At 61.3% G+C, this 25607-nt stretch carries 23 protein-coding genes; 21 read left to right on the plus strand and 2 right to left on the minus strand.

Annotated features, from left to right (window positions below; genetic code table 11):
* Position 1: 1 nt before the first annotated feature.
* From EII26_RS02140 to rsmI, 21 genes are all read left to right on the plus strand, one after another.
* Positions 2–991, plus strand: coding sequence for an ArsA family ATPase (locus EII26_RS02140; RefSeq protein ID WP_124887493.1), 990 nt, complete (start codon positions 2–4; stop codon positions 989–991).
* The gene (locus EII26_RS02145; RefSeq protein WP_124887494.1) at positions 988–1440 is read left to right on the plus strand and encodes a YhcH/YjgK/YiaL family protein; all 453 of its coding nucleotides are present in this window, start codon (positions 988–990) and stop codon (positions 1438–1440) included. The genes EII26_RS02140 and EII26_RS02145 overlap by 4 nt, the downstream gene beginning before the upstream one ends.
* Entirely contained in the window at positions 1440–1913 is a 474-nt protein-coding gene (tadA, locus tag EII26_RS02150; RefSeq protein WP_233572550.1) for a tRNA adenosine(34) deaminase TadA, read from the plus strand. Before EII26_RS02145 ends, tadA begins: the two co-directional genes overlap by 1 nt.
* A 189-nt stretch (positions 1914–2102) precedes the next feature.
* Positions 2103–3734: a DHH family phosphoesterase gene (locus tag EII26_RS02155; protein ID WP_124887495.1), complete on the plus strand. Its 1632-nt coding sequence runs from the start codon at positions 2103–2105 to the stop codon at positions 3732–3734.
* A 108-nt stretch (positions 3735–3842) separates the two neighbouring features.
* Entirely contained in the window at positions 3843–6224 is a 2382-nt protein-coding gene (locus EII26_RS02160) for a RelA/SpoT family protein (RefSeq protein ID WP_233572551.1), read from the plus strand.
* 5 nt (positions 6225–6229) lie between these two features.
* Positions 6230–6673 carry a D-aminoacyl-tRNA deacylase gene (gene dtd / locus EII26_RS02165; RefSeq protein WP_124887496.1) on the plus strand — a complete coding sequence of 148 codons (444 nt, stop codon included), beginning with the start codon at positions 6230–6232 and terminating at the stop codon, positions 6671–6673.
* 42 nt (positions 6674–6715) lie between these two features.
* Positions 6716–7345 carry an MBL fold metallo-hydrolase gene (locus tag EII26_RS02170; protein WP_124887497.1) on the plus strand — a complete coding sequence of 210 codons (630 nt, stop codon included), beginning with the start codon at positions 6716–6718 and terminating at the stop codon, positions 7343–7345.
* Positions 7346–7441: 96 nt separating this feature from the next.
* On the plus strand, positions 7442–8497 hold the full coding sequence (mreB, locus tag EII26_RS02175; RefSeq protein ID WP_124887498.1) for a rod shape-determining protein: 1056 nt from the start codon (positions 7442–7444) through the stop codon (positions 8495–8497).
* 36 nt (positions 8498–8533) lie between these two features.
* Positions 8534–9322 (plus strand): rod shape-determining protein MreC, encoded by a 789-nt coding sequence (gene mreC / locus EII26_RS02180; RefSeq protein WP_124887499.1) that lies wholly within the window; start codon positions 8534–8536, stop codon positions 9320–9322.
* A complete protein-coding gene (locus tag EII26_RS02185) occupies positions 9322–9777 on the plus strand; it encodes a hypothetical protein (RefSeq protein ID WP_124887500.1) in 456 nt (151 codons plus the stop codon). Before mreC ends, EII26_RS02185 begins: the two co-directional genes overlap by 1 nt.
* The gene (gene mrdA, locus EII26_RS02190; RefSeq protein WP_124887501.1) at positions 9770–11524 is read left to right on the plus strand and encodes a penicillin-binding protein 2; all 1755 of its coding nucleotides are present in this window, start codon (positions 9770–9772) and stop codon (positions 11522–11524) included. Before EII26_RS02185 ends, mrdA begins: the two co-directional genes overlap by 8 nt.
* Before the next feature lie 2 nt (positions 11525–11526).
* Positions 11527–12237: a septum site-determining protein MinC gene (locus tag EII26_RS02195; protein ID WP_124887502.1), complete on the plus strand. Its 711-nt coding sequence runs from the start codon at positions 11527–11529 to the stop codon at positions 12235–12237.
* Between the two features lie 69 nt (positions 12238–12306).
* Positions 12307–13110 carry a septum site-determining protein MinD gene (minD, locus tag EII26_RS02200; protein ID WP_124887503.1) on the plus strand — a complete coding sequence of 268 codons (804 nt, stop codon included), beginning with the start codon at positions 12307–12309 and terminating at the stop codon, positions 13108–13110.
* A gap of 160 nt (positions 13111–13270) precedes the next feature.
* The gene (gene minE / locus EII26_RS02205; protein WP_124887504.1) at positions 13271–13612 is read left to right on the plus strand and encodes a cell division topological specificity factor MinE; all 342 of its coding nucleotides are present in this window, start codon (positions 13271–13273) and stop codon (positions 13610–13612) included.
* Between the two features lie 28 nt (positions 13613–13640).
* Positions 13641–14762 carry a rod shape-determining protein RodA gene (gene rodA, locus EII26_RS02210; protein ID WP_233572552.1) on the plus strand — a complete coding sequence of 374 codons (1122 nt, stop codon included), beginning with the start codon at positions 13641–13643 and terminating at the stop codon, positions 14760–14762.
* Between the two features lie 59 nt (positions 14763–14821).
* Complete coding sequence (locus tag EII26_RS02215) at positions 14822–16609, plus strand: TIGR03960 family B12-binding radical SAM protein (RefSeq protein ID WP_124887505.1); 1788 nt, start codon at positions 14822–14824, stop codon at positions 16607–16609.
* The gene (locus EII26_RS02220) at positions 16606–17232 is read left to right on the plus strand and encodes a TIGR03936 family radical SAM-associated protein (protein WP_158612104.1); all 627 of its coding nucleotides are present in this window, start codon (positions 16606–16608) and stop codon (positions 17230–17232) included. Before EII26_RS02215 ends, EII26_RS02220 begins: the two co-directional genes overlap by 4 nt.
* 77 nt (positions 17233–17309) lie before the next feature.
* Complete coding sequence (locus tag EII26_RS02225; protein ID WP_124887507.1) at positions 17310–18806, plus strand: Rne/Rng family ribonuclease; 1497 nt, start codon at positions 17310–17312, stop codon at positions 18804–18806.
* On the plus strand, positions 18781–22188 hold the full coding sequence (smc, locus tag EII26_RS02230) for a chromosome segregation protein SMC (RefSeq protein ID WP_124887508.1): 3408 nt from the start codon (positions 18781–18783) through the stop codon (positions 22186–22188). The genes EII26_RS02225 and smc overlap by 26 nt, the downstream gene beginning before the upstream one ends.
* A 12-nt stretch (positions 22189–22200) precedes the next feature.
* Entirely contained in the window at positions 22201–22932 is a 732-nt protein-coding gene (locus EII26_RS02235; RefSeq protein ID WP_233572553.1) for a tRNA1(Val) (adenine(37)-N6)-methyltransferase, read from the plus strand.
* A 91-nt stretch (positions 22933–23023) separates the two neighbouring features.
* A complete protein-coding gene (gene rsmI, locus EII26_RS02240) occupies positions 23024–23845 on the plus strand; it encodes a 16S rRNA (cytidine(1402)-2'-O)-methyltransferase (RefSeq protein WP_124887509.1) in 822 nt (273 codons plus the stop codon).
* Between the two features lie 258 nt (positions 23846–24103).
* Here the strand turns inward: rsmI and EII26_RS02245 are convergent, their stop codons facing one another.
* Positions 24104–24793: a cyclase family protein gene (locus EII26_RS02245; RefSeq protein ID WP_124887510.1), complete on the minus strand. Its 690-nt coding sequence runs from the start codon at positions 24791–24793 to the stop codon at positions 24104–24106.
* Between the two features lie 33 nt (positions 24794–24826).
* Complete coding sequence (locus EII26_RS02250) at positions 24827–25546, minus strand: MIP/aquaporin family protein (RefSeq protein ID WP_124887511.1); 720 nt, start codon at positions 25544–25546, stop codon at positions 24827–24829.
* Positions 25547–25607 lie beyond the last annotated feature (61 nt).

A 25607-nucleotide genomic window follows, 5' to 3' on the forward strand; every position in this document is an offset into this window, starting at 1 on the left:
CATGAGGGAATCTGAAACGAACCGGGACGGGCCCGGCACGAGGAGGGCTCGCAGGCCCTTCACCTTCTTCGGAGGCAAGGGAGGGACGGGCAAGACCACCTGCGCGGCGGCCTACGCCTGTCATCTGGCTCGAAGCGGATGTCGTACGCTCCTCGTCTCCACGGATCCCGCCCACTCCACCTCGGACGTCGTCGACGTGCAGCTGGGGGCGTCCGCCGTTCCCGTGGCGGAGAACCTTTGGGGGCTCGAGGTGGACCCCGCACTCGAGGCCAAGCGGTACGTCTCCTCGATTCAGGAGAAGATGCTCTCCATCGTCAGCCCGGCGATCGTGGACGAGATCAAGAGGCAGATGGAGATCGCCTACACGTCCCCCGGCGCCGAGGAGGCCGCGATCTTCGACAAGTTCGTCGAACTGATGGACGAACGGGGCAGGACGTACGACGCGATCGTATTCGACACGGCTCCGACCGGGCACACCCTGAGGCTGCTCTCGTTGCCGGAGATTCTCGGAGGCTGGATCGAGAGCCTCATCGCCAAGCGGAAGCAGGCGCAGGAATTGTTCCGCATGGGGGGGCGGTTCGACGCGGAGATGCGAAGGCGGGCGGAGAACGACCCCGTCGTCGAGACCCTAGTGCGTCGCCGCGATCGTTTCGAGCGGTGTCGGAGCTATCTTACGGACCCCGATGCCTCGGCGTTCTATTTTGTGCTCAACGCGGAACGTATGCCCATTTTGGAGACGGCGCGCGCCGTGGAGATGCTCGTTCGTTTTGGGATCAACATCGGGGGCGTCGTGGTCAATCGCGTGATCCCCGAGGATGCGGGCGACTTTTTCCGCGAGCGCCTCGCGATGCAGAAGGGCTACCTGCAGGAGATCGAGGAACGGTTTGGTGGCTTGCGCAGTATCGTTCGCCTGCCTCTCCTCAGGACGGATATCCTCGGAATGGCGCAGGTTGGTAAAATGGCGGACTTGATGGGGGAGATCGACGGATGATCCTGGGAACGGTGCAGTACCCCTCCCGTTACGGCGGGTTGGGAATCGGCGTGAGGAAGGGGCTCGAATACCTTGCCTCACAGCCGGACCTCGGCGCTCTTCCCCTCGGGCGTCGGCAGATAGAGGGTTGCGACCTTTTTCTGGAGGTGCTCGAGGTGACCACCGTTCCGCACGGAGCTCGGTCCTTCGAGGCGCACGAGCGTTACATCGACATTCACGTCACGCTCCGGGGCGAGGAATGGTACGGCTACGCTCCTGTGAACGGGCTCAAGGAGATCGAGCCCTACTCGGCCGAGCGCGACGTTCGATTCTTCAGTGGGGAGGGGGTCTATTTCCGGGTCCCGACGGGGCACTTCGTCCTGTTCTTTCCGGAGGATGCCCACAAGCCCTGCATCTCCTTTCGAGAGCCGGAGCTCGTCAGGAAGCTGATTCTGAAGGTCGGGCTCTGATGGGCGTCAACGCCCGCCCGGACGAGGAGGCGTTCATGCGACTTGCCCTCGAGGAGGCCCGCGAGGCCCGTCTCAGGGGGGATGTGCCAGTGGGGGCGGTCGTGGTCCGCGGCGATGTCGTCCTGGGCAGGGGGTCGAACCGTAAGACGTGCGACCCGACCGCGCATGCCGAGCTCCAGGCCATACGGTCGGCGGCGGAGCGCTTGGGGCATTGGAACCTGGGGGACTGTGACCTTTACGTCACCTTGGAACCCTGTCCGATGTGTGCCGGGGCTTGTGTCAACGCGCGTCTGAGGAGGATCGTGTTCGGCGCGCGGGATCCCAGGGCCGGCGCGGCGGGCTCCCTGTTCGACATCCCCAGGGACTCGAGGCTGAACCACCGATGCCGGGTGCGGCACGGAGTTCTGGCCGAGGAGTGTGCCGCTCTGCTGCGCGATTACTTTCTGCGCCGAAGGGGCCGCCAGGTCTCTTGAATAAGGAACGGACATCATAAATTCTGTCCTCCGGGGATGGGACGAGGGCAGTGATCGGGCGTTGAAGTTGCGACAAAACGAGCAGGAAAAAACATCGGTTCCGAAAGGCCGTACGGCGTTCGACGGAACGGGCTTTTCAGAGAATCGGAGAGGATATATCCCTTGCTATCGATCTGTACGGATTCGAACTTGAAGCTTTACGAAATTGGCGAAAGCACCCGGGATCTGGCCCGTCGGCTTCAGTGTTCCGAGCTGGCTGCGATGGTCCTCGAGATGCGGGAGTGGGGCGACGGCGTGGATCCGGACGGGGTCCGCAGATGGATGAACCCGTGTTTCGAGGACCTGATGGAGACCCTGAACCTCGGGGCGGCCAGTGCCGTCGCCGCGGAGCGGTGGCGGTCCAGAAGCTCGTTCGGGAACGTCCTCGTCTACGGGGACTACGACACGGACGGGATTTCCGCGACGGTCCTGGCGATGGAGATCTTCAGGCACAAGGCCTCGGAGGTCCGATACTTCATACCGCGGCGCGACGTTCATGGCTACGGTCTGCATTTTCGTGTTCTGGAGCAGGTGGTTCGAGGGGGGTGCAACACCCTGGTCGTCGTGGACTGCGGGACGAACGACTCCGAGATGCTGGCCGACCTCGCGGGGCGGGGCGTAGAGGTGTTCGTCTTCGACCATCATACGGTGGCGGAGGCGCCTACGTTTCCGGGGATCGTGAACCCCTGCGCCGACGGCGGAGAAAACGCACGAAAGCTCTGTGCGACCGCCGTCCTCTGGAGTTGGGCCTGGAAGGAGAAGGTGCTTTCCCGATCCTGGCTGAAGTACGCCCTGGATCTCGTGGCGCTGGCGACGATCTCCGACTGTATGCCGCTGAACGCCCTGAACCGCTCCCTGGTTCAGAGGGGACTGCACCTCATGAGGTCCAACCCGAGGCGGGGCTTGGGGGCCCTTTTCGAAAAACTGGGGATAGCCCGTCACCTGCTCTCGGAGGAGCAGCTTTCGATGAGGGTCATTCCCTGCCTGAACGCCCCGGGGCGCATAGCCTGTGCCGACATCGCCGTACGAGCCCTGCTGGGCGTGGGGCATGAGGACGCCGTTTATGAGTGCGTGAACGACCTCATAAGGGCGAACCGGAGGCGGCAGATGATCTCGGAGCGCATCGCCGGGAAGATTCGTCTCTCGGACGGCGAGGATCGCCACGTGATGTTCGACGACTCCTGGCCGGTCGGCGTGCTCAGCGGGGTCGCAAGCCGGATCTGTGCTCAGCGGCGTACGCCGGTGGCCCTGGCGGCTCCGGTCGGAGACAAGATCCGCGGGACCCTGCGCGTTCCGGTCGGAGGAAACGCGGTGGGCATCCTGAGCGAGATTTCGGAGCTTCTGGACGCTTGGGGCGGGCACCGCTATGCGGCCGGCTTTTCCGTTCTGACGCAGAACTGGAACGAGGTGGAGGGCGAGCTGGAAAAACTTCTCTCCGAGGTCGGAATCCAGGAGGAACCCGTCTCCGCGATCAACATCTCGCCCGCGAGCATCTCCCTGAACGACTGGAGGGCGGTGAAGGAGCTCGGCCCTTTCGGAAATGACAATCCCTGCCCGCGCTTCTACAGGGCCAGCAGTCCGAGCGATCGGATAGAGCCCTTGGGCAAGGACGGCAGGCACAGCGCCGTGAGGGTCGACAACGTACGTCTTTTGGCTTTCAACGCGGCAGCGGACCTCCAGGAGGCCTCGGGCGTTACGGGCTGGATCTATCACCCGCGCATCGATTATTGGCGAAACGAGGAGCAGGTGCAGTTCATCCTCGACTATGCCGTCGTGAGCTGAGCGTTCTGGAGCCGCTCGAATCTTTTTTTGTAGGGACTTCGGAGATGGCGGCTGTCTATTCGGGGCCGTATCGAGCTTGGGACATGGGGCCTGGAGGAGGGGATCCGCGTGACTGACGAACGGCTGAGATCGGGGGAGGAGAGGGACTTGGAGTCCGGCACGGCCGAATCCGTTCCCTCCTTTGCGGAGAAGGGGCTGTTTTCCGACAACGAGGCGATGAAGGCCATTTTGAGCTGCGTTCCGGAGCTCTCCGGGAACGATGAGCATCGGGAGATGGCGCTGCTCCGAGATTCCTTCCTGGAGCAGCTCCCCGAACAGTGCAGGACGGAGTCCGTCCGGACGGCTTGGAGAGAGCTTTGGGCCAAGGCACTGACCTTTTTCTCCTCCTCGCAGATGCATCGCCTGGGCAAAGCCTTTGTCTTCGCCGCCAGGGCACATGCCGACCAGAAACGGATAGCGGGAGATCCCTATGTTCTCCACACCCTGAGCACGGCTTCGATCCTGGCCGAGATGCAGTTGGACTTGGCCACCCTCACCGCAGCCCTTCTCCACGATGTTCTGGAGGACACCCCCACCCCCCCCGAGGAGCTGGGAGCCGCTTTTGGGGAGGATGTGCTGACCCTCGTCGGCGGGGTGACGAAACTGGGCAAGCTGCCCTTCATGTCCGTGGAGGGGTATCAGGCGGAGAATCTGCGCAAGATGTTCATCGTGATGGCCCGGGACATCCGGGTCGTCCTGATCAAGCTTGCGGACAGGCTGCACAATATGAGGACTCTCGGAGCCCTCCGGCGCGACAAGCAGGAGCGCATCGCACGGGAGACGCTCGAGATCTTCGCGCCGCTCGCGCATCGTCTGGGAATCTACCAGATCAAACGGGACCTCGAAGACCTGTCCTTCCGCTACCTCCAGCCGGAGGTCTACACCGAGATCCGACGCAAGGCCAAGAGGAAACTGCCGGAGATGGAGGGGATCATCCAGAAGGGGATAGAAGCGTTGGAGTCCCGTCTGGCGAGGGAGGGCATTCCCTGTAAAATCAAGGGCAGGGCCAAGCACTATTACAGTATTTACGAGAAGATGCAGCGCAAGAAGCTCTCCATGGACGAGCTGTACGATATCCTCGCGATTCGCGTTCTGGTGGAGGATGTGTCCACCTGCTACGCTGTGCTTGGCATCGTGCATTCCCTCTGGGTTCCCATCCCCGGCCAGTTCGACGACTACATCGCCACCCCCAAGAGCAACATGTATCAGTCGCTGCATACCACGGTCATGGCCTTTGGAGCTCCTATGGAGGTGCAGATCCGGACCCATGATATGAATCGCCTGGCGGAGTACGGCATAGCCGCCCACTGGCTCTACAAATCCAAGGGGGGGACCGCCGACAGCCTGGACACCAGGCTGATGTGGGTCCGTCAGGCTCTGGAGGGGGGACCGGAGGAGGGGCATGATCCCGAGGAGTTTCTGGAGCTTCTGAAGAGCGATGTCCTGGCCTCGGAGGTCTACGTGTTCACTCCGCAGGGCAAGCCGCTGGTGCTTCCCAACGGGGCCACGACGATCGACTTCGCCTACGCCGTCCATACGGAGGTGGGGAATCACTGTGTGGGTGCGATGATCAACAGCCGTATCGTTCCTCTGAACACGCAGCTGAACAACGGCGATATCGTGAAGATCATCACCTCGCCTCAGGGGTCCCCGTCCCGGGACTGGCTGAAGATCGCGCGGAGCAGCAAGACCCGGAGCAAGATCCGCAATTTCTTCCGTCAGGCGGAAAAAACGGACAGAGAGGAAAAACTGGCCCGGGGATGGGAGGGCCTCGAACGCGAGCTGCGCAAGAGGGGGATTGCGGTCGAAAACCAGGAGGACTTCTCCCCCGCCCTGAACAAGGTCGCTCGAGACCTGGGGCTGGCCGGAAAGGAGGATCTTCTGGTCTCGATCGGTGCGGGATCCTCCGGCCCCAGCACGGTCGCGCAGAAATTGGCGTTGGCCTACCTCCAGCAGCGCCATCCGGCAGACGACATCTCGAAACTGGTCAAGGAACACACGGCGGCCCAAAAGTCGGACTCCGACATCGTGGTCGAGGGGGCCGGAGGCGTCTGGGTGGTTCTGGCCAACTGCTGCGATCCGGTCCCGGGCGACGCTATTGTGGGGTATTCGACCCGGACACGCGGCATTACGGTGCATCGCCTGGATTGCCCCAACATCCTGAACGCGCAGATGGGGCGGGTGGTTCAGGTTTCCTGGGGCCGTCCCTCCGGCAAGCTTTATACCGCCCGGCTGAGAGCTGAGGCCCTGGACCGGTCCAACCTCATCCGCGATGCGGCTCAGGCGATCGGCCAGGAGGGGGGCAGCATCTACGGAATCAAGGCGACGACGGTGGGCAACAGTCTGATGCGAATGAAGATCGAGCTGAAGGTGAAGGATGTGGAGCACCTCTACTCGATCATTGCCAAGCTGAACGGCATCAAGGGGATGCTGGAGGTCACGAGGGGGTAGGCTTCATGCGGGCGGTGGTTCAGAGGGTTCTGCGGGCGAGCGTCTCCGTGGAAGGGGAGACGGTCTCGCAAATCGGCCCTGGGCTTTGCGTGCTTCTTGGGGTCGGGGATGGGGATACGGAGGAGGATGCCGACTGGCTCGCCGAAAAACTCGTCAACCTGAGGATATTCGAGGACGACGAAGGACGGATGAATCGGTCGCTCCTCGACGTCGGCGGAGCGGCGCTCCTGATCTCCCAATTCACCCTCTACGGGGACTGTCGCAAGGGCAGGCGCCCTTCCTTTGTGGCTGCCGCCGCCCCCGACGAGGGAAGGCGGCTGTACGACTATTTCGTCCGGCGGGTCGAGGCCTGTGCCGTGAAGACGGCTTGCGGGGTTTTTGGTGCTCATATGGGGATCGAGCTCTTGAACGACGGGCCGGTCACCTTGATTTTGGACACCCGCAAATAAAATTTTTCGCCATTCTCTTATGGCAGGGGGGCGTGATCGACGGTGCAGTACAAGCGTTTTCCGCTGGGCGGACTCTGGACCAACGGCTATCTTTTCTGGGACGAAAAGGGGCGGGCATTTTTCGTCGACCCCGGCGGAGAGGCCCGGGAGGTCCTGGATTTCGTCGGGGATAAAGGGCTGGAACTGAAGGCGGTGCTCCTGACGCATGGGCATCTGGACCATATTGTGGGCGTGCGGGATTTTCTGCCCTTTGTTGGCGGCGAGATCTACATCTCGACCGGTGACGCCGGGATGCTCCGCCATCCCCCGGAAGCGATGCAGGTTGCCCTCAGGATGCGCTGCGACGGTGTTGCGGATTTTCACGAGGTCTCCGAGGGCATGGAGCTCGTGGTGGGGGACCTTCGCATTGAGGTTCTGGAGACGCCGGGACACACTCCGGGGGGAGTGTGTTATCTTATACGGGAGGGCGATGAAAGCATCCTGGTCTCGGGGGACACCCTTTTTGCCCAAAGCGTGGGAAGAACCGATCTGCCCGGCGGGGATCAGGCCAAGCTCGACGATTCGCTCCGGAGACTTTCCTCGCTTCCGGACGCGCTGCGAGTCCTTCCGGGTCACGGTCCGGAGACGACGATCGGAAAAGAGCGTCGTCACAATCCCTTCTGGCCAGTCTGAGGACGCGTTTCGCCGGAAAGGCCGAGCCCCTCACGAACGGTTTCTCCGTCCGACAGGCCGTTGGACAGATTCAGAAAATGCGGGTGATGAGTAAGCATGTTCAAGTACCTATCCGGAATATTGGGGCTTGATGTAGGAATAGATCTGGGATCGGCAAATATCGTGGTCTACGTCAAGGAGAAGGGAATCGTGCTCAGCGAGCCCTCCACGGTTGCGGTGCGCAAGCTGCCGCGTGGGGGAGGGCTCGAGGTCATTGCCGTGGGGCGCGAGGCCAAGGCGATGGCGGGAAAGACGCCTGCGGGGGTCGAGGCGATATGGCCTCTGCAGGACGGAGTTATCGCGAACTTCGACATGACGGAGGAACTGATCCGCTATTGTCTGCGCAGAGCCAAGGGGGGCGGCTCCTTCATGGCCCATCCGCGCGTGGTCATCTCCGTCCCGGCCGAGGTCACGGAGGTGGAGCGCAAGGCCGTGGTGGACGCCACCCTCGGTGCCGGGGCCAGCGAGGCCTATGTCGTGGACGAGCCCATTTCGGCGGCATTGGGCGTAGGGCTGCCGATCGACAAACCTCGCGGTTGTATGATCATCGATGTAGGAGGGGGAACGAGCGAGGTCTCGGTGATCTCCCTCGGGGGCATCGTCGTGACGAGCTCCCTCAGAACTGCGGGCAAGGTGATGGACAACGCCATCGTGGCCATGTTGCGCCAACGCTATGCCCTTCTGATCGGCGAGACGACGGCCGAGGAGGTCAAGAACACGATCGGGTCCGCATTGCCCCTGTCCCCCGAGCTGGAGATGGCCGTCAAGGGGAGGGACCTCTCCGACGGGCTGCCGAAGGTCGACACGGTATCCTCCGTCGAGGTTCGCGAGGCCCTCGATCCGATCTTTCTGGGGATCGAGGACATGGTCAAGGTCGCGCTTGAAAAAACCCCTCCCGAGCTGGCCAAGGATATCGTCGATCAGGGGATTGTCCTCTCCGGAGGGGTCGCCCTCATGCGCGGTTTTGCGGAACGGCTCTCCAGGGCGATCAACACCCCCGTCATCGTGGCGGAGAAACCCCTCTATTCGGTGGCCCTGGGGGTGGGCAAAATTCTGGACAATCTGGGGGCCATGCGCCGGGTCCTGATGTCCGTGGAGCGAGGGTCCCGCTGAAATCCTCCAGGCTGATGGCGGAGAGGGACATTTGCCATGCTTGACCGGCGCCAGACCCTCGAGTGGATTCACGGCCTGACGGCTCTCATCCTGGGGCTAGTGCTGTTGGGCGTGGGCTCGAGCTTGGGCGTATCCAAAAAGGTCGTGGACCTGCTGGGAGGGATTCTTTCCGTCCCGGAATATCCTGCCGTGCGTTTGCGCGGTTTTCTGGTGGATTGGTGGGGCTGGGCTCAAAATAAGACGGCACTTCAGCGCGAAATCGAACGCCTGAAGGACGAGAACGCGAAGTTTCGAATTCTGGAGGCCGCGGTGGCGAACGAGCGTATTCGTGCCGATCTGGATGCGCGAATGGACGAGGCCAGGATTACCCTGCGGGCCCCCATGTCCTGGTGGAACGAGGTGCGCATCGACAAGGGGGAAAAGGATCACATCTCCGTCGGGCTGCCGATATTTCAGAACGGCTATCTCGTGGGACGCATCAGTTCCGTGTCCCTTCTTTCCTCGTGGGCGGAACTTCTGACCTCGCCCTCCCTGATGATTCCCGTGGTGATCGAGGAGACTCGGGAGCTGGGGGTGGTGGTCGGGGACGGGAACGGTTCGGTTCTGCTCAACTACATTCCTGCCGGGAGGGGCAACATGGCGGGGATGAAGATCAGCACGGCCCTGATCGGAGAACAATTACCGCCGGGGCTCCCCGTCGGCTGGATCAAGGAGGAGCTGGAGTCCACGGGAGACGGCTATGCAACCTACCGCGTCGAGCCCGGCGCGGATCTCTCCAGGTTTTACGGTGTCTCCATTCTGAAGCCGACGGCGGGGGGGCGCTGATGGTTTCCGCGTTGTTCTGGCTCCTGCAGGATTTGTTGACCGTACTTGTCTGGGGTATGATGCAGGTCCCGGAGCTTTTTTTGTTGACGGTGGTCTACCGTCTGCTCTCCGAGGAGGGAGACGACCGCCTGTGGGCCATCTGGACGGCCTTTCTGGGGGGGCTTGTTTGGGATTTGCGCTGGATCGGGGTTCCCGGATTCTTTACCCTGGGGTATGTTTGCGTCGTCATGCTGGTTCTCTGGGTCTGGAACGCTTTGCCGGTTCAGGGGCGGACTCCTTTAATCGTCTTTGCTCTTCTGGAGGTCTCACAGTTGTTGCCCCCGCTTTTGCCCGTTTTGATTCTGGGGGGGGATACGGGAGGCGTATTTTTTGCTCTGCAGCAGCTGTTTGCCCTGCCTGGGGTGCTCCTGTGCGTCTATTTGTACTCGAAGCGTCTGAAGGAGCACCATGCCTGAAATCAGAGATCTGCTCGACGATCGTCTGAAGATGCTGCTGGGGGGAATTTTTCTCTCTCTGCTCATCCTCTTGGGCGGTCTCTATTTTTTTCAGATTTTTCACGGCGACAAATACGTGCGTCTGGCCTACAACAATCGGCTGCGGTTGATTCGCTTCTCCGCCCCCCGAGGGGAAATTTTCGACCGGCACGGGGTCCCTTTGGCCGTCAACGAGACGACGTTCAGCATCATGGGCTATCCTCTGGACCTCAACACGACGGAGAAGCTGGAACGGCTCAGCGGCATCCTGACCCGCCACGGCATACCGATGACAGTGGAGGCCCTCGAGAGGACGATCCACCAGCAGCGGTGGGCTCCGTATCGCGTGATTCGCCTCGTCCCGAACCTGACGATGCCGCAGATGGCGGCGTTGGTCGCCGACCCCGAGTTCCCCCGCGAGCTGTTCCCTCTTTCCGTGTGGAGACGGACCTATCCCGCCGGAGCCCTGGCGGCGAACATCCTGGGATACGTCGGGGAGATCTCGGAGGAGGAACTCAAGGCCAGTTCGGGAGGAGAATATTCGGGCGGAGACCTGATCGGCAAGAGCGGCATCGAGCGATCCTATGAGGCCGAGCTGCGCGGGCTTGCCGGGGAAGAGGCGCTGGAGGTGGATGCCCGGGGGCGCAGGGTGCGTACTTTGGATTCCCGGGTTGCGATCAAGGGAGAGGATCTGCGGCTTACCCTGGACATGGGGGTCCAGAAGCTGGCGGTCGAATTGCTTGCGGGGCACAAGGGGGCCCTTGTGGCGATGGACGTCAAGACGGGGGCGATTCTTGCATTGGCCTCCTCGCCGACCTACGACAACAATCCCCTGGCCTGGGGAGTTTCCGGCAGGGAGTGGAGGGACATCACACGGGACCCCGCCAAGCCGATGCTGGACCGGAGCATCGCGGGGGTCTATCCCCCCGCATCGACGTTCAAGGCCCTTGTCGCTCTGGCCGCCCTGGAGGAAAATGTCGCTACGACCTCGACGTCCTTCTTTTGCGGAGGGGCGCTTCGGCTGCCCTCCCGGACGTTTCGTTGCTGGAGGCGCAGCGGGCATGGTACGGTCAACGTGCTTTCGGCTCTGCAGCATTCCTGCGACGTTTATTTCTATCAGGTGGGGCTGAAGCTCGGGATCGATCGCCTGCTGAAGTGGTGCCGGGAATTTCGGCTGGGTGAGCCGACGGGCATTGACCTGCCGGGGGAGTCCTCGGGAACGATCGCGGGCCCGGAGTGGAAGAAGCGGCGCTTCAAGGAAAACTGGTATCAGGGGGATACGATCAATTATTCGATCGGACAGGGGTATCTTCTCCTGACGCCCCTCCAGGTGGCCCGTATCTACGCGGCGGTCGCCAACGGAGGCAAACTGGTCTCGCCCTTTCTCTGCGACAGGGCCTACAGGGAGCCCGTGGATATGGGGATCGGCCGGGAATCCCTTTCGATCGTCCAAAAGGGCCTGGATTATGTCGTTCGTAAAGGAACGGGTGCCAGGGCGGGCAAATTTGGGGTGACGGTCGCAGGAAAGACGGGGACGGCGCAGAATGCTCATGGGGACGACCACGCCTTGTTCGCCGGTTACGCTCCGGCCGACGATCCCAAATACGTCGCCGTCGTGGTGATCGAGGCGGGAAAACACGGCAGCAGCGTCGCCTCGCCGATTGTCGGAGAGCTCCTGGCTCACATCCTGAGCCACCCTGCCGGCGAGGGCGAAAATCAGGGGGATTGAAAATGGAGCACAAGGGTGTCGAAGTACAGGATCGGTCCTCTCCCATTCGGATGAAGGGGACGGGCTATGGTATTAGGATGCTCCTTCCCGAGTTCCCTTCCGAGGAGGATCTGCTGGATTTGTTGCAGCGGATTCCCCCGCAGGCCTATATTTTCCCCATAGGAGAGGGCGTGGTTCTGGACTTCCAATCCAGGCCTTGCTCGGAGGAGCTGCTGGTCAAGATTTTACAGTCCGTGGTCTGGCCGAGAGGCTTTAAGGTCCTGGCTTGGCTTTCCACGGACAGCCGGACCCGGGAGCGCCTGCGCAATGCGGGGCTGAGGACCGATGAACCCTCCTCCGTCTTGTCGTCCGTGGCCGCCGTGTCCGAGCGTCCGGAGACGCTGGTCCTCTACAACTCGCTGCGCTCCGGACAGAATATCGAGGCTCGCGGTGATGTTATCCTATGGGGACATCTGCATGTCGGGGCGGAGATTCTCGCCGCCGGCAGCGTCGTCGTTGCGGGGCGGCTCAAAGGACTTGTGCATGCCGGCAGCGAGGGCAGGGAGGATGTCTACGTCCTGGCCGGTTCCTTCGAGACCTCGCAGGTGCGGGTGGGCCATCGGCTTTGTTATGCCGACAACTCCATGAGCTGGTGGCAGAAACCCGTCTTGATCACCCTTGAGGAGGAGAGGGTGGTCGTCAGGGAAAGCTCGTTTACGAGCGGGATGAATTGATCGGGGCCGAGGATCCGCCCCGATCTTCCGCAGAGGAGAAGTTTTGGGAAAGCGAATGGAGGGTTAGGATTGGGAGCTCGAATCATAGTGGTCACCTCCGGTAAGGGAGGGGTCGGAAAGACGACGTCCACTGCGAACATAGCGGTTGCCCTGGCAAAATCCGGAAAAAAGGTCGTCGCCGTCGATGCGGACATCGGACTGCGCAATCTGGACGTCGTTATGGGACTCGAGAACAGGGTCGTCTTCAACTTCATCGATGTCATAGAGAAAAATTGTCGTTTGAATCAGGCTTTGGTGCGGGACAAAAGGGTGGAAAACCTCTTTTTGCTCCCCGCCGCCCAGACGCGCACGAAAGACGCCGTCAATACGGAACAGATGATGGAGCTCTGCGCCCTTTTGAGGCCGGACTTCGATTTCGTGCTCCTGGACTGTCCCGCGGGCATCGAGGGAGGATTCAAAAATGCCGCCGCGGGGGCCGATGAGGCCCTTGTGGTTACGACGCCCGAGGTTCCCTCCGTCCGGGATGCGGACCGGATCATCGGAATGCTCGAGTCCATGGGGAAATCCCCGATCCGGCTGATCATCAACCGTTTTCGTGCCAACATGGTGCAGGACGGCGATATGCTGGCGCGAGAGGATATCCTCGATATCCTCTCCATCAAGCTGATCGGCATCGTCCCCGAGGACGACGGGGTGATAAAATCGTCAAATCGCGGCGAACCGCTCACCTTTGGCCTGAATTCTCCCGCCGCTCAGGCGTATGCCAACATTGCCGAGCGTCTTCAGGGGCGAGACGTCCCTCTCATGGAGCTGGATGTAGGCGGCGCGCGAGGTTTTCTTTCTCAGATCAAGCGCTTTTTCCGTTTGCGCTAGTCCTGAGGGTCGCCTCGTCCTCTGCTTGGCGGCTTGTCGGAATAGCCCTGTCTGAGGCGGCGGTGCGGCCGCTGAGGAATATGGCTTTTTACGTTCCTTCAAGTAAGGGACTCGACTGACTTCTACCTGCGATTTTTTTGAAAAGAGGGAGAGATAGACCGTGGAGTTCTTAAAAAGACTGTTCGGGGGAGGGACCTGCGATTCGGCCCAGAGGGCCAGGGACCGCCTTCGTATCGTTCTGATACATGATCGTACCGACATATCCCCGCAGTTGCTCGAGAATCTCAGGATGGAGATGATCGGGGTCCTGACCAAATATATGGATATCGACACGAACAAGATCGAGCTGGATTTGGACAGGGACGAGCAGGCCGTGGCCCTCGTGGCGAACATCCCCGTTCTGAGGATCAAACGGGGTGGAGGAGCGGCGGAGGAAGAGCTGCCGGCCAGGCCGAGTTCCCGCCCCGAAGGGGAGAGATCCGGCAAAAAGAAGCATCGCTGAGGAAGGGGCCGCAGATTTTTTGCGTTGAATGGTGATGGAGACCCCCTACCTTTCGATCTTCAAGGAGGATGTTGCCGAACTGGACCGCATCCTTATCGGGTGTGTGTTGCTTTTGGTCGGCTGTGGTCTGCTCTGCGTGTTCAGTGCCGGGGCAGGCCGGTTGGGGCGTGGCTGGGATTTTGCCCTTCGCCAGACCTTATGGATGGTGGGGGGCTGCTTCGCGATGTTCTTCGTGGTCGCCGTGGGGTACCGAAGACTGCTGAATGCAGCGTATCCCATCTATCTGATGACGCTGTTTCTTCTGTTCCTCACCGTTCTCCTGGCCCCCCGAATCAAGGGGGCGCAGAGTTGGCTTTCGTTGGGCTTTTTTCGTTTTCAGCCCTCCGAGTTCGCCAAGATCTCCCTTATCCTGGTCTTGTCGAAATGGCTGAGCCGTTATCCTCCTTTGAACTTGAGGGCTTTCCTGGGGGGGCTGGGGGTGGCGGCGCCGGCGGTTTTGCTGGTGCTCGCCCAGCCGGATGCGGGAAGCGCCCTGGTCTATATCGTCATCACCTTCGGGATGCTTTTCATCGCCGGTACTCCTTTGCGGTATCTGGGGACGCTTGCGGGATGCGGTCTCGCTCTGACGCCTTTTCTGTGGTTTTTTCTTAAGGAGTACCAGAAGCTGAGGCTGCTCGTGTTTTTGGATCCGACGAGGGATCCCTTGGGGGCGGGCTACAACGTCATTCAGTCGCGTATCGCGGTAGGATCCGGCGGCTTCTGGGGCAAGGGGTTCATGAACGGGATGCAGAGCAAGCTGCGCTTCCTTCCGGAGCCCCACACCGATTTCATCTTCAGCGTGTATTCCGAGGAATTTGGCTTCTGGGGGACCTCTTTGCTCCTGTTTCTCTTCGCCTTGCTCTTTTTTCGCATCATCGCTGCAGGCCTCAGAAGCCGCGACCGGAGGTGCAAGATCCTGGTGTCCGGGGTAGCCGTCTGGATCTGGTTTCAGATGTTCGAGAGCATCGGGATGAGCATCGGCTTGATGCCGGTCACGGGGTTGCCCTTGCCCTTTCTGAGCTACGGTGGAAGTGCTCTCCTTGCCGTCTTCATCGCCCTGGGGCTTGTCGGCAGCGTCTACGTCGACAGCGCCAAGCGTTTCCTTTTTTGATTTTCGATAGGGACTATTCTCCCGAGTCGCGGTTTTGATCCTTTGGAGGCGTTTGTTTGATGGTCTTTCCGGAATTTGACGGGCCGATGTGGCCCCTGCTGGCGCAGGTTTCGCGCCCCTCCCGTTATTGCGGCAGCGAGTGGAGGCCCTACACCCCATTGCCCTGGGACGACGCGAAGGGGACCCTGCGCGTCTGTCTCGCATTTCCGGATGTCTACGAGATCGGAATGAGCTATTACGGTTTTCAGCTTCTTTCCGCATTCCTGCGGAAGGAAGGCCATCTCGTGGATCGGGCGTATTGCCCATGGATCGACATGGAGTCCCTTTTGAGGCGTCATGGGCTTCCGCTCCATTCCACGGAACAGGGACGTCCGCTTCGCGATTTCGACGTGCTGGGCTTTACCCTTCAGCACGAGATGGGCTACACCAATATCCTGACGATGCTGGACCTCGGGGGCATCCCTCTTCGGTCCGAGGACCGTTGCAGCTCGGATCCGATCGTCATTGCCGGCGGTCCCGGGGCTCTCGTCCCCGAGCCGATAGCTCCCTTTATCGACCTTTTTTGCGTAGGGGAGGGGGAGGCAATGCTTCCGGAACTCCTGTCCCTGCTTCGGGACACTCGGGGGGAGCCGCGTGAATCTCGTTTAAAGGCGTGTTCGAGGCTGCAAGGGATTTATGTTCCCTCCTGCTTTGACGAGGCGCGCGATCGGCCGGTCCGGCGTCAGCTCCTGGAATCCTTCGAGGAGGCGTTTCTCCCCGAGGCGCTGGTCGTTCCCTCCGTGGCCGTGGTCCATGATCGGGCAGCTCTCGAGTTGTTTCGGGGCTGTTCGCGCGGCTGCCGCTTCTGTCAGGCGGGCATGGTCTGTCGCCCGGTCCGGGAGCGGGGGCGGGAGTCCGTCGCGAAATCGATCGTGGATTTGGTGGAGCGGACGGGCTGGGAGGAGGCGGGGCTCCTCTCCCTGGCCTCCTGCGACTATTCGGACATCGAGGGGCTCATCGACGCGCTGAACGGCCCCCTGTCCGAAAGGAACGTCAAATTGAGCCTGCCCAGCCTGAGAATGGACGGATTCTCGATCGGTCTGGCCGAGCGGCTCCAGAAACTTCGCCGGGGAGGTCTGACCTTCGCTCCGGAAGCGGGGACCCAGAGGCTTCGCGACGTCATCAACAAGGGTTTCGAGGAGGAGTCCATCTTCGCTTGTCTCGAAGAAGTTTTTGCCCGCGGTTGGGATCGCGTGAAGCTCTACTTCATGATGGGACTGCCCACCGAGACCGAGGAGGATCTGGACGGAATCGTGCGCCTGGCTCAGTCCGCTCTGGCCCTGGCGCGCAGGAACGGAAGAAAGCGCGCGACCGTCGCCGTCTCGGTTGCGGGGTTCGTTCCCAAGGCCCACACCCCCTTTCAATGGGAGCGCCAGAACACGGTTGAGGAGTTCCGGGAGAAAGGACGCTATCTCAAGGGACAGGTCCGGGACCGATCGGTGTCCCTGAAGTACCACGAGCCCGAGCAATCCTTTCTCGAGGGGGTTCTCGCGCGGGGAGACCGCCGTGTGGCCGACGTCATCGAGAGGGCGTGGCGGATGGGGGCGCGATTCGACGGGTGGAGCGAGACCTTCGACCTGACGCGCTGGCTCGACGCTTTCGATTTTCATTCCCTGGCGCCCGAGACGTTCACACGCGAGAGAGAGGAGTCGGAACCGCTGCCGTGGGACCGTATCGATTCCAGGGTGACCCGGGATTTCCTGATTCGCGAGCGCAGGAGGGCCTACGCTTCGAGGACCACGGTGGATTGCCGGTCGGGCTGTGCCTCCTGCGGGCTGGGATGTCACGGAACGGAGGCCTCCTCGTGAGCGTCAGGGTGCGTCTTTTTTACGAGAAACGAGGGGGGGCTTGTTTTGTCCCTCATGTGGCTCTGGCCCAGCTCTTTACGCGTGCGGCCTGCAGGGCTGGCCTGGTGCCGGTGATGACCGCCGGCTTTTCGCCCCACGCAAAGGTCAGTTTTGGCCCGGAGCTTCCGGCCGGTGTGGTCGCACTGATGGAACCTGTGGATATCCATCTCGAGGCGGTGTCCGACGACCTGATCGAGCGATGGAACGGTGCGATGCCCGACGGGTTCCGTATCCGCGGAGTCCAGTTCCCTCCGGAGGGTGCGCCCTCTCTGGGAAAGGAGTGCGGGGCCGCGCTGTATTGGCTGAGGAGCTTCGTCCTGACGGATGCTAATCTGGCGGAACGCGCTCGTGCGCACTACGGGGACGCCGTCCTGAGCGCCGAGATCGGTGCTGGAGAGAGCGGCATGGCAAACGGTGTTTCCCTTGTGCTCTCCTCGCCCGCACGGAACGGCATCGGCGGCTGGGTCAAGGCGATGATTGCGTCCGGGGCGCTGGCCGGTTGGCAAGAGATCAATGTCGTCAGGGTCGCCATCGGATCCTGGGACGGAACGAAAATTGAGCTGCCGGGTCGGCCTGCCCTCTGAGGGCCGGCCGATCGGGTGGTTGTTTTGAAGTTTGGGACTAGGGGGCCGGAGGCCCCGACGATAAAGGAGGACAGGATGTGTCTTCGGATCGAAAGATAATCGCCGACACCCTGGAGAGCGAGGAGACGCGCGTCGCAATCCTCGAGGATGGGCGGCTGTCGGAAATTTTTATAGAACGCATGTGGGACCACCAGAAGGCGGGGGAGATTTACAAGGCTCGGGTGGAGAGCGTGTTGCCCGGCATCAATGCCGCTTTTGTCAGCATCGGTGATGGGCGTAACGCTTTTCTTTACCTCAACGACGCCCAGGGAATGAAGATCGTCCCGAATCAGGAGCTGGTCGTCCAGGTGACCAAGACGGCTCGCAAGAACAAGGGCGCACGCGTGACGCCCCGCTTGTCCCTTCCCGGGCGTTATCTCGTCCTGGTCCCCGGCGGCGGTGAGACCGGGGTGTCGCGCCGCATCGCGAGCGAGGACGAACGCAAGCGGCTGAGGCATTTTGCAAAGGCCCTGAGAGGCGATGACTTCGGTGTCATCATCCGGACTGCGGCGGAGGGGGTCGACGAGGAGACTCTGGCGAAGGACGTGGAGTCGCTGCTCGCCCTCTGGCGGGAGATCGAGCACAACGCCTCGCGCCAGTCCGCCCCGTGCCTGCTCTACAAGGATATGGGGCTTTTGGGACGTGTCCTGCGGGACGAGGTCCATGGGGGCGTCGACGAGATCATCGTGGATGGAGAGGAGGAGTTCGGACACGTCAACGACTTCATCTCCAGACTTTACGGGACGGACAAGCCCCATGTCGTCCTCTACGGGGGCGTCGTCCCCATCTTCGAGTACTATGGGGTCGAGCGGGAGATCGAGGGCGCGTTGGACCGCAAGGTCTGGCTGCGATCCGGGGCCTACCTCGTCATCGAGCACACGGAGGCCTTGACGGTGATCGACGTGAACACGGGCAAGTTCGTCGGGGATCTGGACATGCGGCACACGACCCTGGCGACGAACCTCGAGGCAGCGGACGAAATTGCACGCCAGCTGCGCCTCCGCTCCATCGGCGGGATCGTCGTCATCGATTTCATCGATATGGAGTTCGAGGAGGATCGGAGCTGCCTTTTGAACCGGCTGGAGGAGGTCTTTCACTCCGATCGTTCGCGTGCCCGCGTCTTCAGCATGACGCAGTTGGGTCTTGTGGAGATCACGCGCAAGCGCGGACGCCCCGACCTGCGGTCCGTGCTGACGCGCGGCTGCCCCTTTTGCAGCGACACCGGATGGGTGTTGCGTGAGGATACCGTAGCCATGTCCATCAAGCGGTTCCTGCGCAAGATCGCCCACGCCAACCGTGCGGAGGCCCTTTTGATCCAGGCCAGTGCGCCGATAGCGCAATATGTAGGCGACACCTATCTTCAGCTTTGGGAGGAGGAGCTGGAGCGGAGGATCCTGATCGTCGGCATGCCCGAGTTCGCCTGGAGCAAGTATCGCGTCGAGCTCCAGGGGACCTGCGAGGCCGTCGAGCGCCGGGCGAAACAGATGGAACGACGGGAGAGTTCCGTAGTTGTCCATAGATCATCTGCATCTTAAGGGTTTCAAGAGCTTCGGGAGCAGCTGCGAATTCTCTTTCTCGCGGGGTTTCACGGCGATCGTCGGCCCGAACGGAAGCGGCAAGAGCAACATTCTTGACGGCCTGCGCTGGATTCTCGGCGAGGGCAGTCCCTCTGCGCTTCGCATCGTGAGGCAGAGCGATCTTCTCTTCCAGGGGAGCGCAACCGTCCCCGCCTCCAAGGAGGCGGAGGTGGGGATAAGGCTTTCCGGAGCGGACGGGACGGCCTCTTTGCGACGGCAGTACACCGCGGAGGGAGGTTCGGTGTTGCAGGTCGACGGGGTCCGAATCCGCATGCAGGACCTGGACGAGGTGAAGGCACGATTCATGCTGGAGGGAGAGGACTTCGCGTTTATCGGGCAGGGCGAGGTCTCGGAGGCCATCCATCAACGTCCCATGCAGAGGCGCCATCATCTGGAACTGCTCTTCGGGATCGACCGATATCGGCGTCGGCGCGAGGAGACCAACATCCGGCTGGAGTCGGCCCTTTCCGAGGTCCAGAGGATCAACACCCTTATCGGAGAGCTCGAGAGCCGCCGGGAGGAAATCGCTCCGGAGGTGGCCGTCGCTGTGGAGGCCCAGGGCATTCTGGACAACCTGGAGGTCCTGCGCCGGGACTTCTACTTCTCCCGCCGCTTTTCTTTGGAGGAGAAGGAGCGCGGGCTTCGGCGCCAGCGCCAGCTGCTTCAGGCCCACGAGGACCTGGCCCGCCAGTGGCGAAACCTCTGGGGCTTGGCCGTCCGCTCCGGCGAGGAACGGCTTCGAAGCCAGGGGTTCGACGAATCCTCCTTTCTCGCGCGGGAACAGGAGCTTGCCTCCAGAAAGGACGCCCTGCGTCGTCAGGCTTTTCAGGCCTCAACCCGTATCAAGGCCCTTCTTGAGGATCGAGCGGACCTTGGTGCGGAGCGCAAGAGGCTGGGGGAGGAAGAACGCGTCCTCCGGGCCGAGTGGGATCGGACGCGCTCGGAAACCTCGGCTCTGGAGGCCCGCCTTGCGGAGTGTCGCGGGGCTCTGGAGGCACGGCTCAGGGAACTGGAGGAGAGCCGGGCCTTCCTGGAGCGGGAGCGTCTGCGTCGTCAGACACTGCACGACGAACACGCGGAGCGCTCGCTCTTCGTCGCCAGGACTGAAGCTCGGCTGCGCGCCCTGGCCGCCGCGGAGGCGGAGGGGAGGAACGAGCTCGGCCGGCTTGCAGGGGAAAGGGACCGCCTGTCCGCAGGGATGGGGGACTGCACGCTTCTCCGCTGCGAGGAAGAACACCGCAGACTCGTCGAGGAACACGCAGCGTCCTATGCGGCCTGTCAGAAGGACGCGGCCGCCCTTCAGCAGCTGCGGCGCGAGCGGATGAGGCAGGAGGCGGAGCTCGACGCCCTGAAGTCGAACACGGAGTCCTCGCTTTATCCCGAACCCGTGCGTCTCCTGCTTTCCGCCTCGCGCTTGAACAGGATGCGTTCAAGACCCGAGGTCGTCGCCGAGGTCTTCTCCTGTCCCTCGGACCTCGCTCCCGCGCTTGAAGCCTACCTCGGGGGGCGTCAGTTCTGGCTCTTGGTCCATACGTTCGACGAGGCACAGGAAGGGATCGAGCTCCTGAAGCAGCGCCGGGCCGGTCGGGTGACCTATCTTCCCCTGGAACGCTGTCGGCCGCGTAACCCGGACCTTCGCTTTCGGCTGCCCACGAACGGCGTCCTCGGATGGGCCATAGAGCTGATCGAGACGCGCTCTCCCTGGGAGAGCGCACTGCGTCATCTTCTGGGCGACCTTCTGGTGGTCGAGAGGTACGCCCTGGGGAGCGGGCTGGTCAAGGAAGGAGCCCGTTTTCCCATCGTCACGCTGGAGGGGGAGGTCTTCGCCCCCTCGGGGACGGTCAGTGGCGGACGCGCAAGGCAGAGCGGAGGTGCGATCGCACATAACCGTCAGATGGCGGAGGCGGCGGAGAAAATCGAGGAGCTGAAGCGGCGTATGGCCCTCGTGGAGGCGCGCCTGAAACGCTCCGAGGAGGAGGAGCGGCGTCTGGCCGGGGAACGGGACGAGGCCGCGGCAGCCGTGGATCGGGCGAAAGACGATCACGCCACATTGCAGCGCGCCCTGGCCTCCGTGACGGCCTCCCTCGACCGGATCGAACGGGAGATCGCCGAGGCGGCCGAGGAGATGGGCATCCTCAATTCCTCCCTGGTCGAGGCCAAGCAAAGGCTCGACCTTCTTGCCGACGAGATGGCGGAGCTCGAGGAGCTGCCGGATGGCGAGGACCCCTCCTCGGCCGTGGGGGGGCTTCGTGCCGAACTGACTTTGGCGGAGGAGCGTCTCAGGAGCTCCCGTGCAATTTCGGAGCGGATGGAGCGCGAACACGGAGCTTTGACCGTTCGCCTTTCGGCTATCCTTGAGGAGCTCGGGGCCGGGAAAAAAGAGGAACAGGAGAGGCGGGCCGTCCTTGCGGACATCGGACGGGAGTATCTTTCGATCCGCCGGGACGAGGCGGAACTCAAGCTGAAGCTCGAGGAGGAGCGGGGAAAGGTCCGTCGGGGTCACCTTCGTCTGGAACGTCTGCGGCAGCGGGAGCAGAAGGCCACCGCGACGTTCTCGGCCTTGGGCGGCGAAATTGCGGCCGTGTCCGAGCGTCTGACCGCGGCCGAGTCCGAGCGAACTCAGCTGATCGAGCTCTGGGACGACAAGTATCCCTACGATGCGGCGGAGGCCCGGGAGGTCGAGGGAGGACGCGACCTTACAGGATCCCTGCGCCGTCTTGAGCGCGAATTGCGGGCTTTGGGGAACTACAACCTCGGAGCCTTGTCCGAGGACGTCTCTCTGACCGAGCGGGTCGACTTCCTGACCGAGCAGCTGGAGGACGTCCGCAACGGAGTGAACGAGCTCAAAACCCTTATCGAGGAGACGGACGCTCAGGTGGAGGCCTCCTTTTCGCGCGCAATGGCCGACATCGACAGTCGTTTCAACGCCCTATTCCAGAGGCTTTTTGCCGGAGGGGAAGCACGGCTGACCCTGCAGGAGGAGGGGACCCTCTGGGACAGGGGAGTCGAGATCTATGCCCGGCCGCCGGGGAAGAAGCTCCAGAACATTTCGCAGCTCTCGGGGGGAGAACAGTCCCTTACGGCCATCGCGCACCTTTTTGCCGCGCTCGAGGTCGCGAAGATACCTCTGGCCGTGCTGGACGAGGTGGACGCGGCACTGGACGAATACAACCTGATCCGGTTCGCCGACCTTGCAAAGGAGTATTCCCGCTCGCTGCAGCTGATCGTCATGACCCATCGGCGTACGACCATGGAGCGGGCCGACCTGATCTACGGCGTTACGATGGTGGAGCCCGGACTTTCCCGGATCGTGGGAATCGATGTCGAGAACTACCGCTGAGGAGCAACGGCTGTGACGCACGACGATATCCTCTATGGCCGCCTGAGGCTCTGGCAGCCCGAGGAAGGGCCCCGCGTGAGCATGGACACGGTGCTGTTGGCCTCCTGGGTACGCCGTCCTTCGGGGAGGCGTGCGAGTTTTGTTGAGTTGGGGGCCGCGACGGGGGCGGTCTCTTTGATGCTGGCCTTGCGTTTTTCGGGAAACTTCCGCATCGTGGGGCTCGAAATTCAACCGGACCTCGTCGCCTTGGCCGAGCGCAACGGACGAGAGAACGGCCTGGAGGATCGCGTCTCCTTTCTGTGCGGGGACCTGCGGGATACATCCCTGTTGCCGTCCGATGCCTTCGATGGTCTGGTTGTGAACCCGCCCTACGAGGAGCCGGGGCGGGGCCGGACCAGCCCTGTGGAGGCCCGGTCCATTGCGCGTCAAGGATCCCGATGTTCCGTCGCGGACGTGGCGGCGGCTTCGGCGCGTCTGCTCAAGGGGAGGGGACGTTTTTTCGCCGTGTTTCGCACGGATCGGATGGCCGCATTCATCGGTGCGGTGCTCCGGAGAGGGCTTGTGCCCAAACGCCTGAGGCTGATCCATCCCCGTCCCCTCAAGCCCTCCAATCTCTTTCTGATCGAGTGCGTGAAGGGTGGGGGAGAAGGGCTTCTCGTCGAGCGGCCGCTCTTCGTTCACGACGAGGAGGGAAATTATACGCCCGAGCTCTTGAGGGCCTATGAACCGGAGGGGCTGAATTGAAGGATGATCGACTCTTGCCCTTGACGGAAAATGTTGGGGGGCTTTTATCTCGAATGGCCAGGTCTCAAACGCCGGGCCGTATGGTGCCGTCGTGCCGTTGACGCTCGTTCCCACTCCCATCGGCAATTTAGAGGACATCACGTTGCGCGCGCTCCGTGTCCTGCGCAGTGCCGACCTGATCGCCTGCGAGGACACGCGCACCTCGTCCATTCTGTTGCGGCATTATCGGATCGCGGCACCGCTCGTCCCCTTTCATCTTCACAACGAAAAGGCGTGTCTGCCCCGTCTGATGGCGGCCCTGCGGGAGGGCAAACACGTCGCAGTGATCAGCGATGCCGGAACTCCCGGCGTCTCCGACCCCGGATGGATCCTGCTCCGATCCGCGGTCGACGAGGGGATCGAGGCGGATGTCCTGCCCGGACCCTCGGCCCTGCTGCCGGCCCTCTTGCTCTCCGGCCTGACGCCCCATCCTTTTTTGTTCTTCGGCTTTCCCCCGGAGAAGCCAGGGGGACGAGCCGATCTCTTTCGTTCTCTCAGCGGCGTTCCTTGGACGCTTTGTTTCTATGTCTCGCCGCACAAGGCCAAGCGCCAGATTGCGGAGATGATCGAGGCCTGGGGGGACCGCCGGGCCGCCCTGGTTCGGGAGATCAGCAAGGTCTATCAGGAATCGATCCGCGACGTGCTTTCGGGCCTTCTCGCCCGGCTTGAGCAGGGGGTGAAGGGGGAGATGGTCCTGGTCGTCGAGGGACATGTGCCAGGGCAGCAGGATGACGGCGCCTGGAAGGACGAGGCGGACGTCATGCGAGCCCAGGGGGCGACCATGCGGTCCGTCGTCGAGGGGATCGTCGCCCGTTATCCGGTGGCGAAGAACGCCGTGAAGGCCTATCTCTTGAGGGGGAAGGAGCGAGAGTGACCCACGGCGGCAAGTTGAGCCGTTTCTCCCCAGGGATGCCTCTTTTGCCTTCATCGAACACAACATAATAGCAGGCGGCTTGCGGGCTGAGAAAAATGGTTATGAGGTTCTTCGTAAAACCATTTTTTGCCTCCTCTAGAAGCCGCCTGCTTATGAGTCATTTAGAAAAAATGGGGCTAAGTGACGGAACAATGGAAAAATTCATGTGTATTCTCCTTTGCTGGAGGGAGCTGTTTCAATTTTTTCTTCTTCTATGCGTCAGTCTTCCACTTCAGCAATGCAAACTACCTGGCTGGAGTCCACCCCAACTATTCGCAGCGGAGCGTTGATCAATCTGTCGATTTTCTTGTTTTTGGGCAATTCGGACAAGTGCATGTCCTCGATGGCTGTGCAAAATTTTCCGGAAAAGTATCCTAGTATATGCCTATGACAATCCGGTGGCAATTCTCCCTTGGGAACAGCTGGGGATGGAGAACCTATTGCCAGAAAGTCCATGCCAATTCCCTTCAAATTAGGAAATCTTTCCGTTAAGTAATCGCCGGCACTTGGGGCAACATATGGGCCTTCGTTCTGATATATTTTGGGATTTCCCTTACGGTATCTCTCAAATCCGGTACGGATGAGGGCAAAGGTGACCTTTGATAAAATACCTTCATGGGGTTCAAGGTCCTCGCGCGTGATACCTTCCGCTTTTCCCTTGGGGATCTCAAGCAAAGCCACTTCCCGGTGACAAAAATATTCCATCGTCAGCTCATTGATACTCAATCCGTTCCTCACGAAATGACGGGGCGCGTCCATATGTGTTCCACAGTGGTTGGGGATCTCGGAGATAAAGCTGCAAAAAGGGCAGTCTTCAGTTATATCCGTACACTGCCTCACTTTAACTGTAGGTTCTCCGGGCCACGCAAGATCTTCGGGATCCAACGGATGCGACAAAAACAAAAACATGAGATTACCTCCCTCTGTTGTATTCTAGTGCCTCTACTTGGGGAATAAAATTTTATATATCGCCCCAGCGAATGCGCCGCCCGTAATCGGACCTAGAATCGGTACCCAGGCATATCCCCAGTTGGATGAGCCTTTTCCCTTGATGGGACAGATTGCATGTACCAATCGAGGCATGAGATCCCTTGCAGGATTTATCGCGTAGCCAGTGAGACCGCCATAAGCCATAATACCGCCGCCAACACCGGCAAAGACGAAGAACATAGGGACACCTCCCGCCGGCTGCTGATGCGATAGCGACAGAAGGACAAGCATCAAGCTGAAAGTCGCAACGGATTCCGATAAAAAATTTCTGAAGGGATTGGCAATGGACGGCCCTGTAGCAAATACGCCCAATTTGCTTTCCTCATCAGGTTCTTCATCCAAATGATCCTTCCACATCACCCAGACCATCAGCCCTCCGACAAACGCGCCCCCAAATTGTGCCAGAAAATATCCTGGTATCAAATATCCTGGAAAATCGCCTCCGACCCAAAAACCGACCGTCACTGCAGGATTGACGTGCGCACCGGTGAGCGGGCCGAAGATAACTGCAATAGCGACCATTGACAACCCCCATCCGGAGGCCGCCACTATACCGCCGCTTCCGAACATTCCGGACTTTTTCAAGGAAACGTTGGCACAAACACTCAGGCCCAGTATCATGAACAAGGCCGTCCCCGCAAATTCCCCCAGGTACAATGTAAAGTTTTGCATGTTTTTCCCCTCCTTTCAAAATCAACGATAATAATTCTAAAATTTACAATCTTAATGATTT

It is taken from the genome of Fretibacterium sp. OH1220_COT-178 (assembly GCF_003860125.1).
Lineage (GTDB): Bacteria > Synergistota > Synergistia > Synergistales > Aminobacteriaceae > CAJPSE01.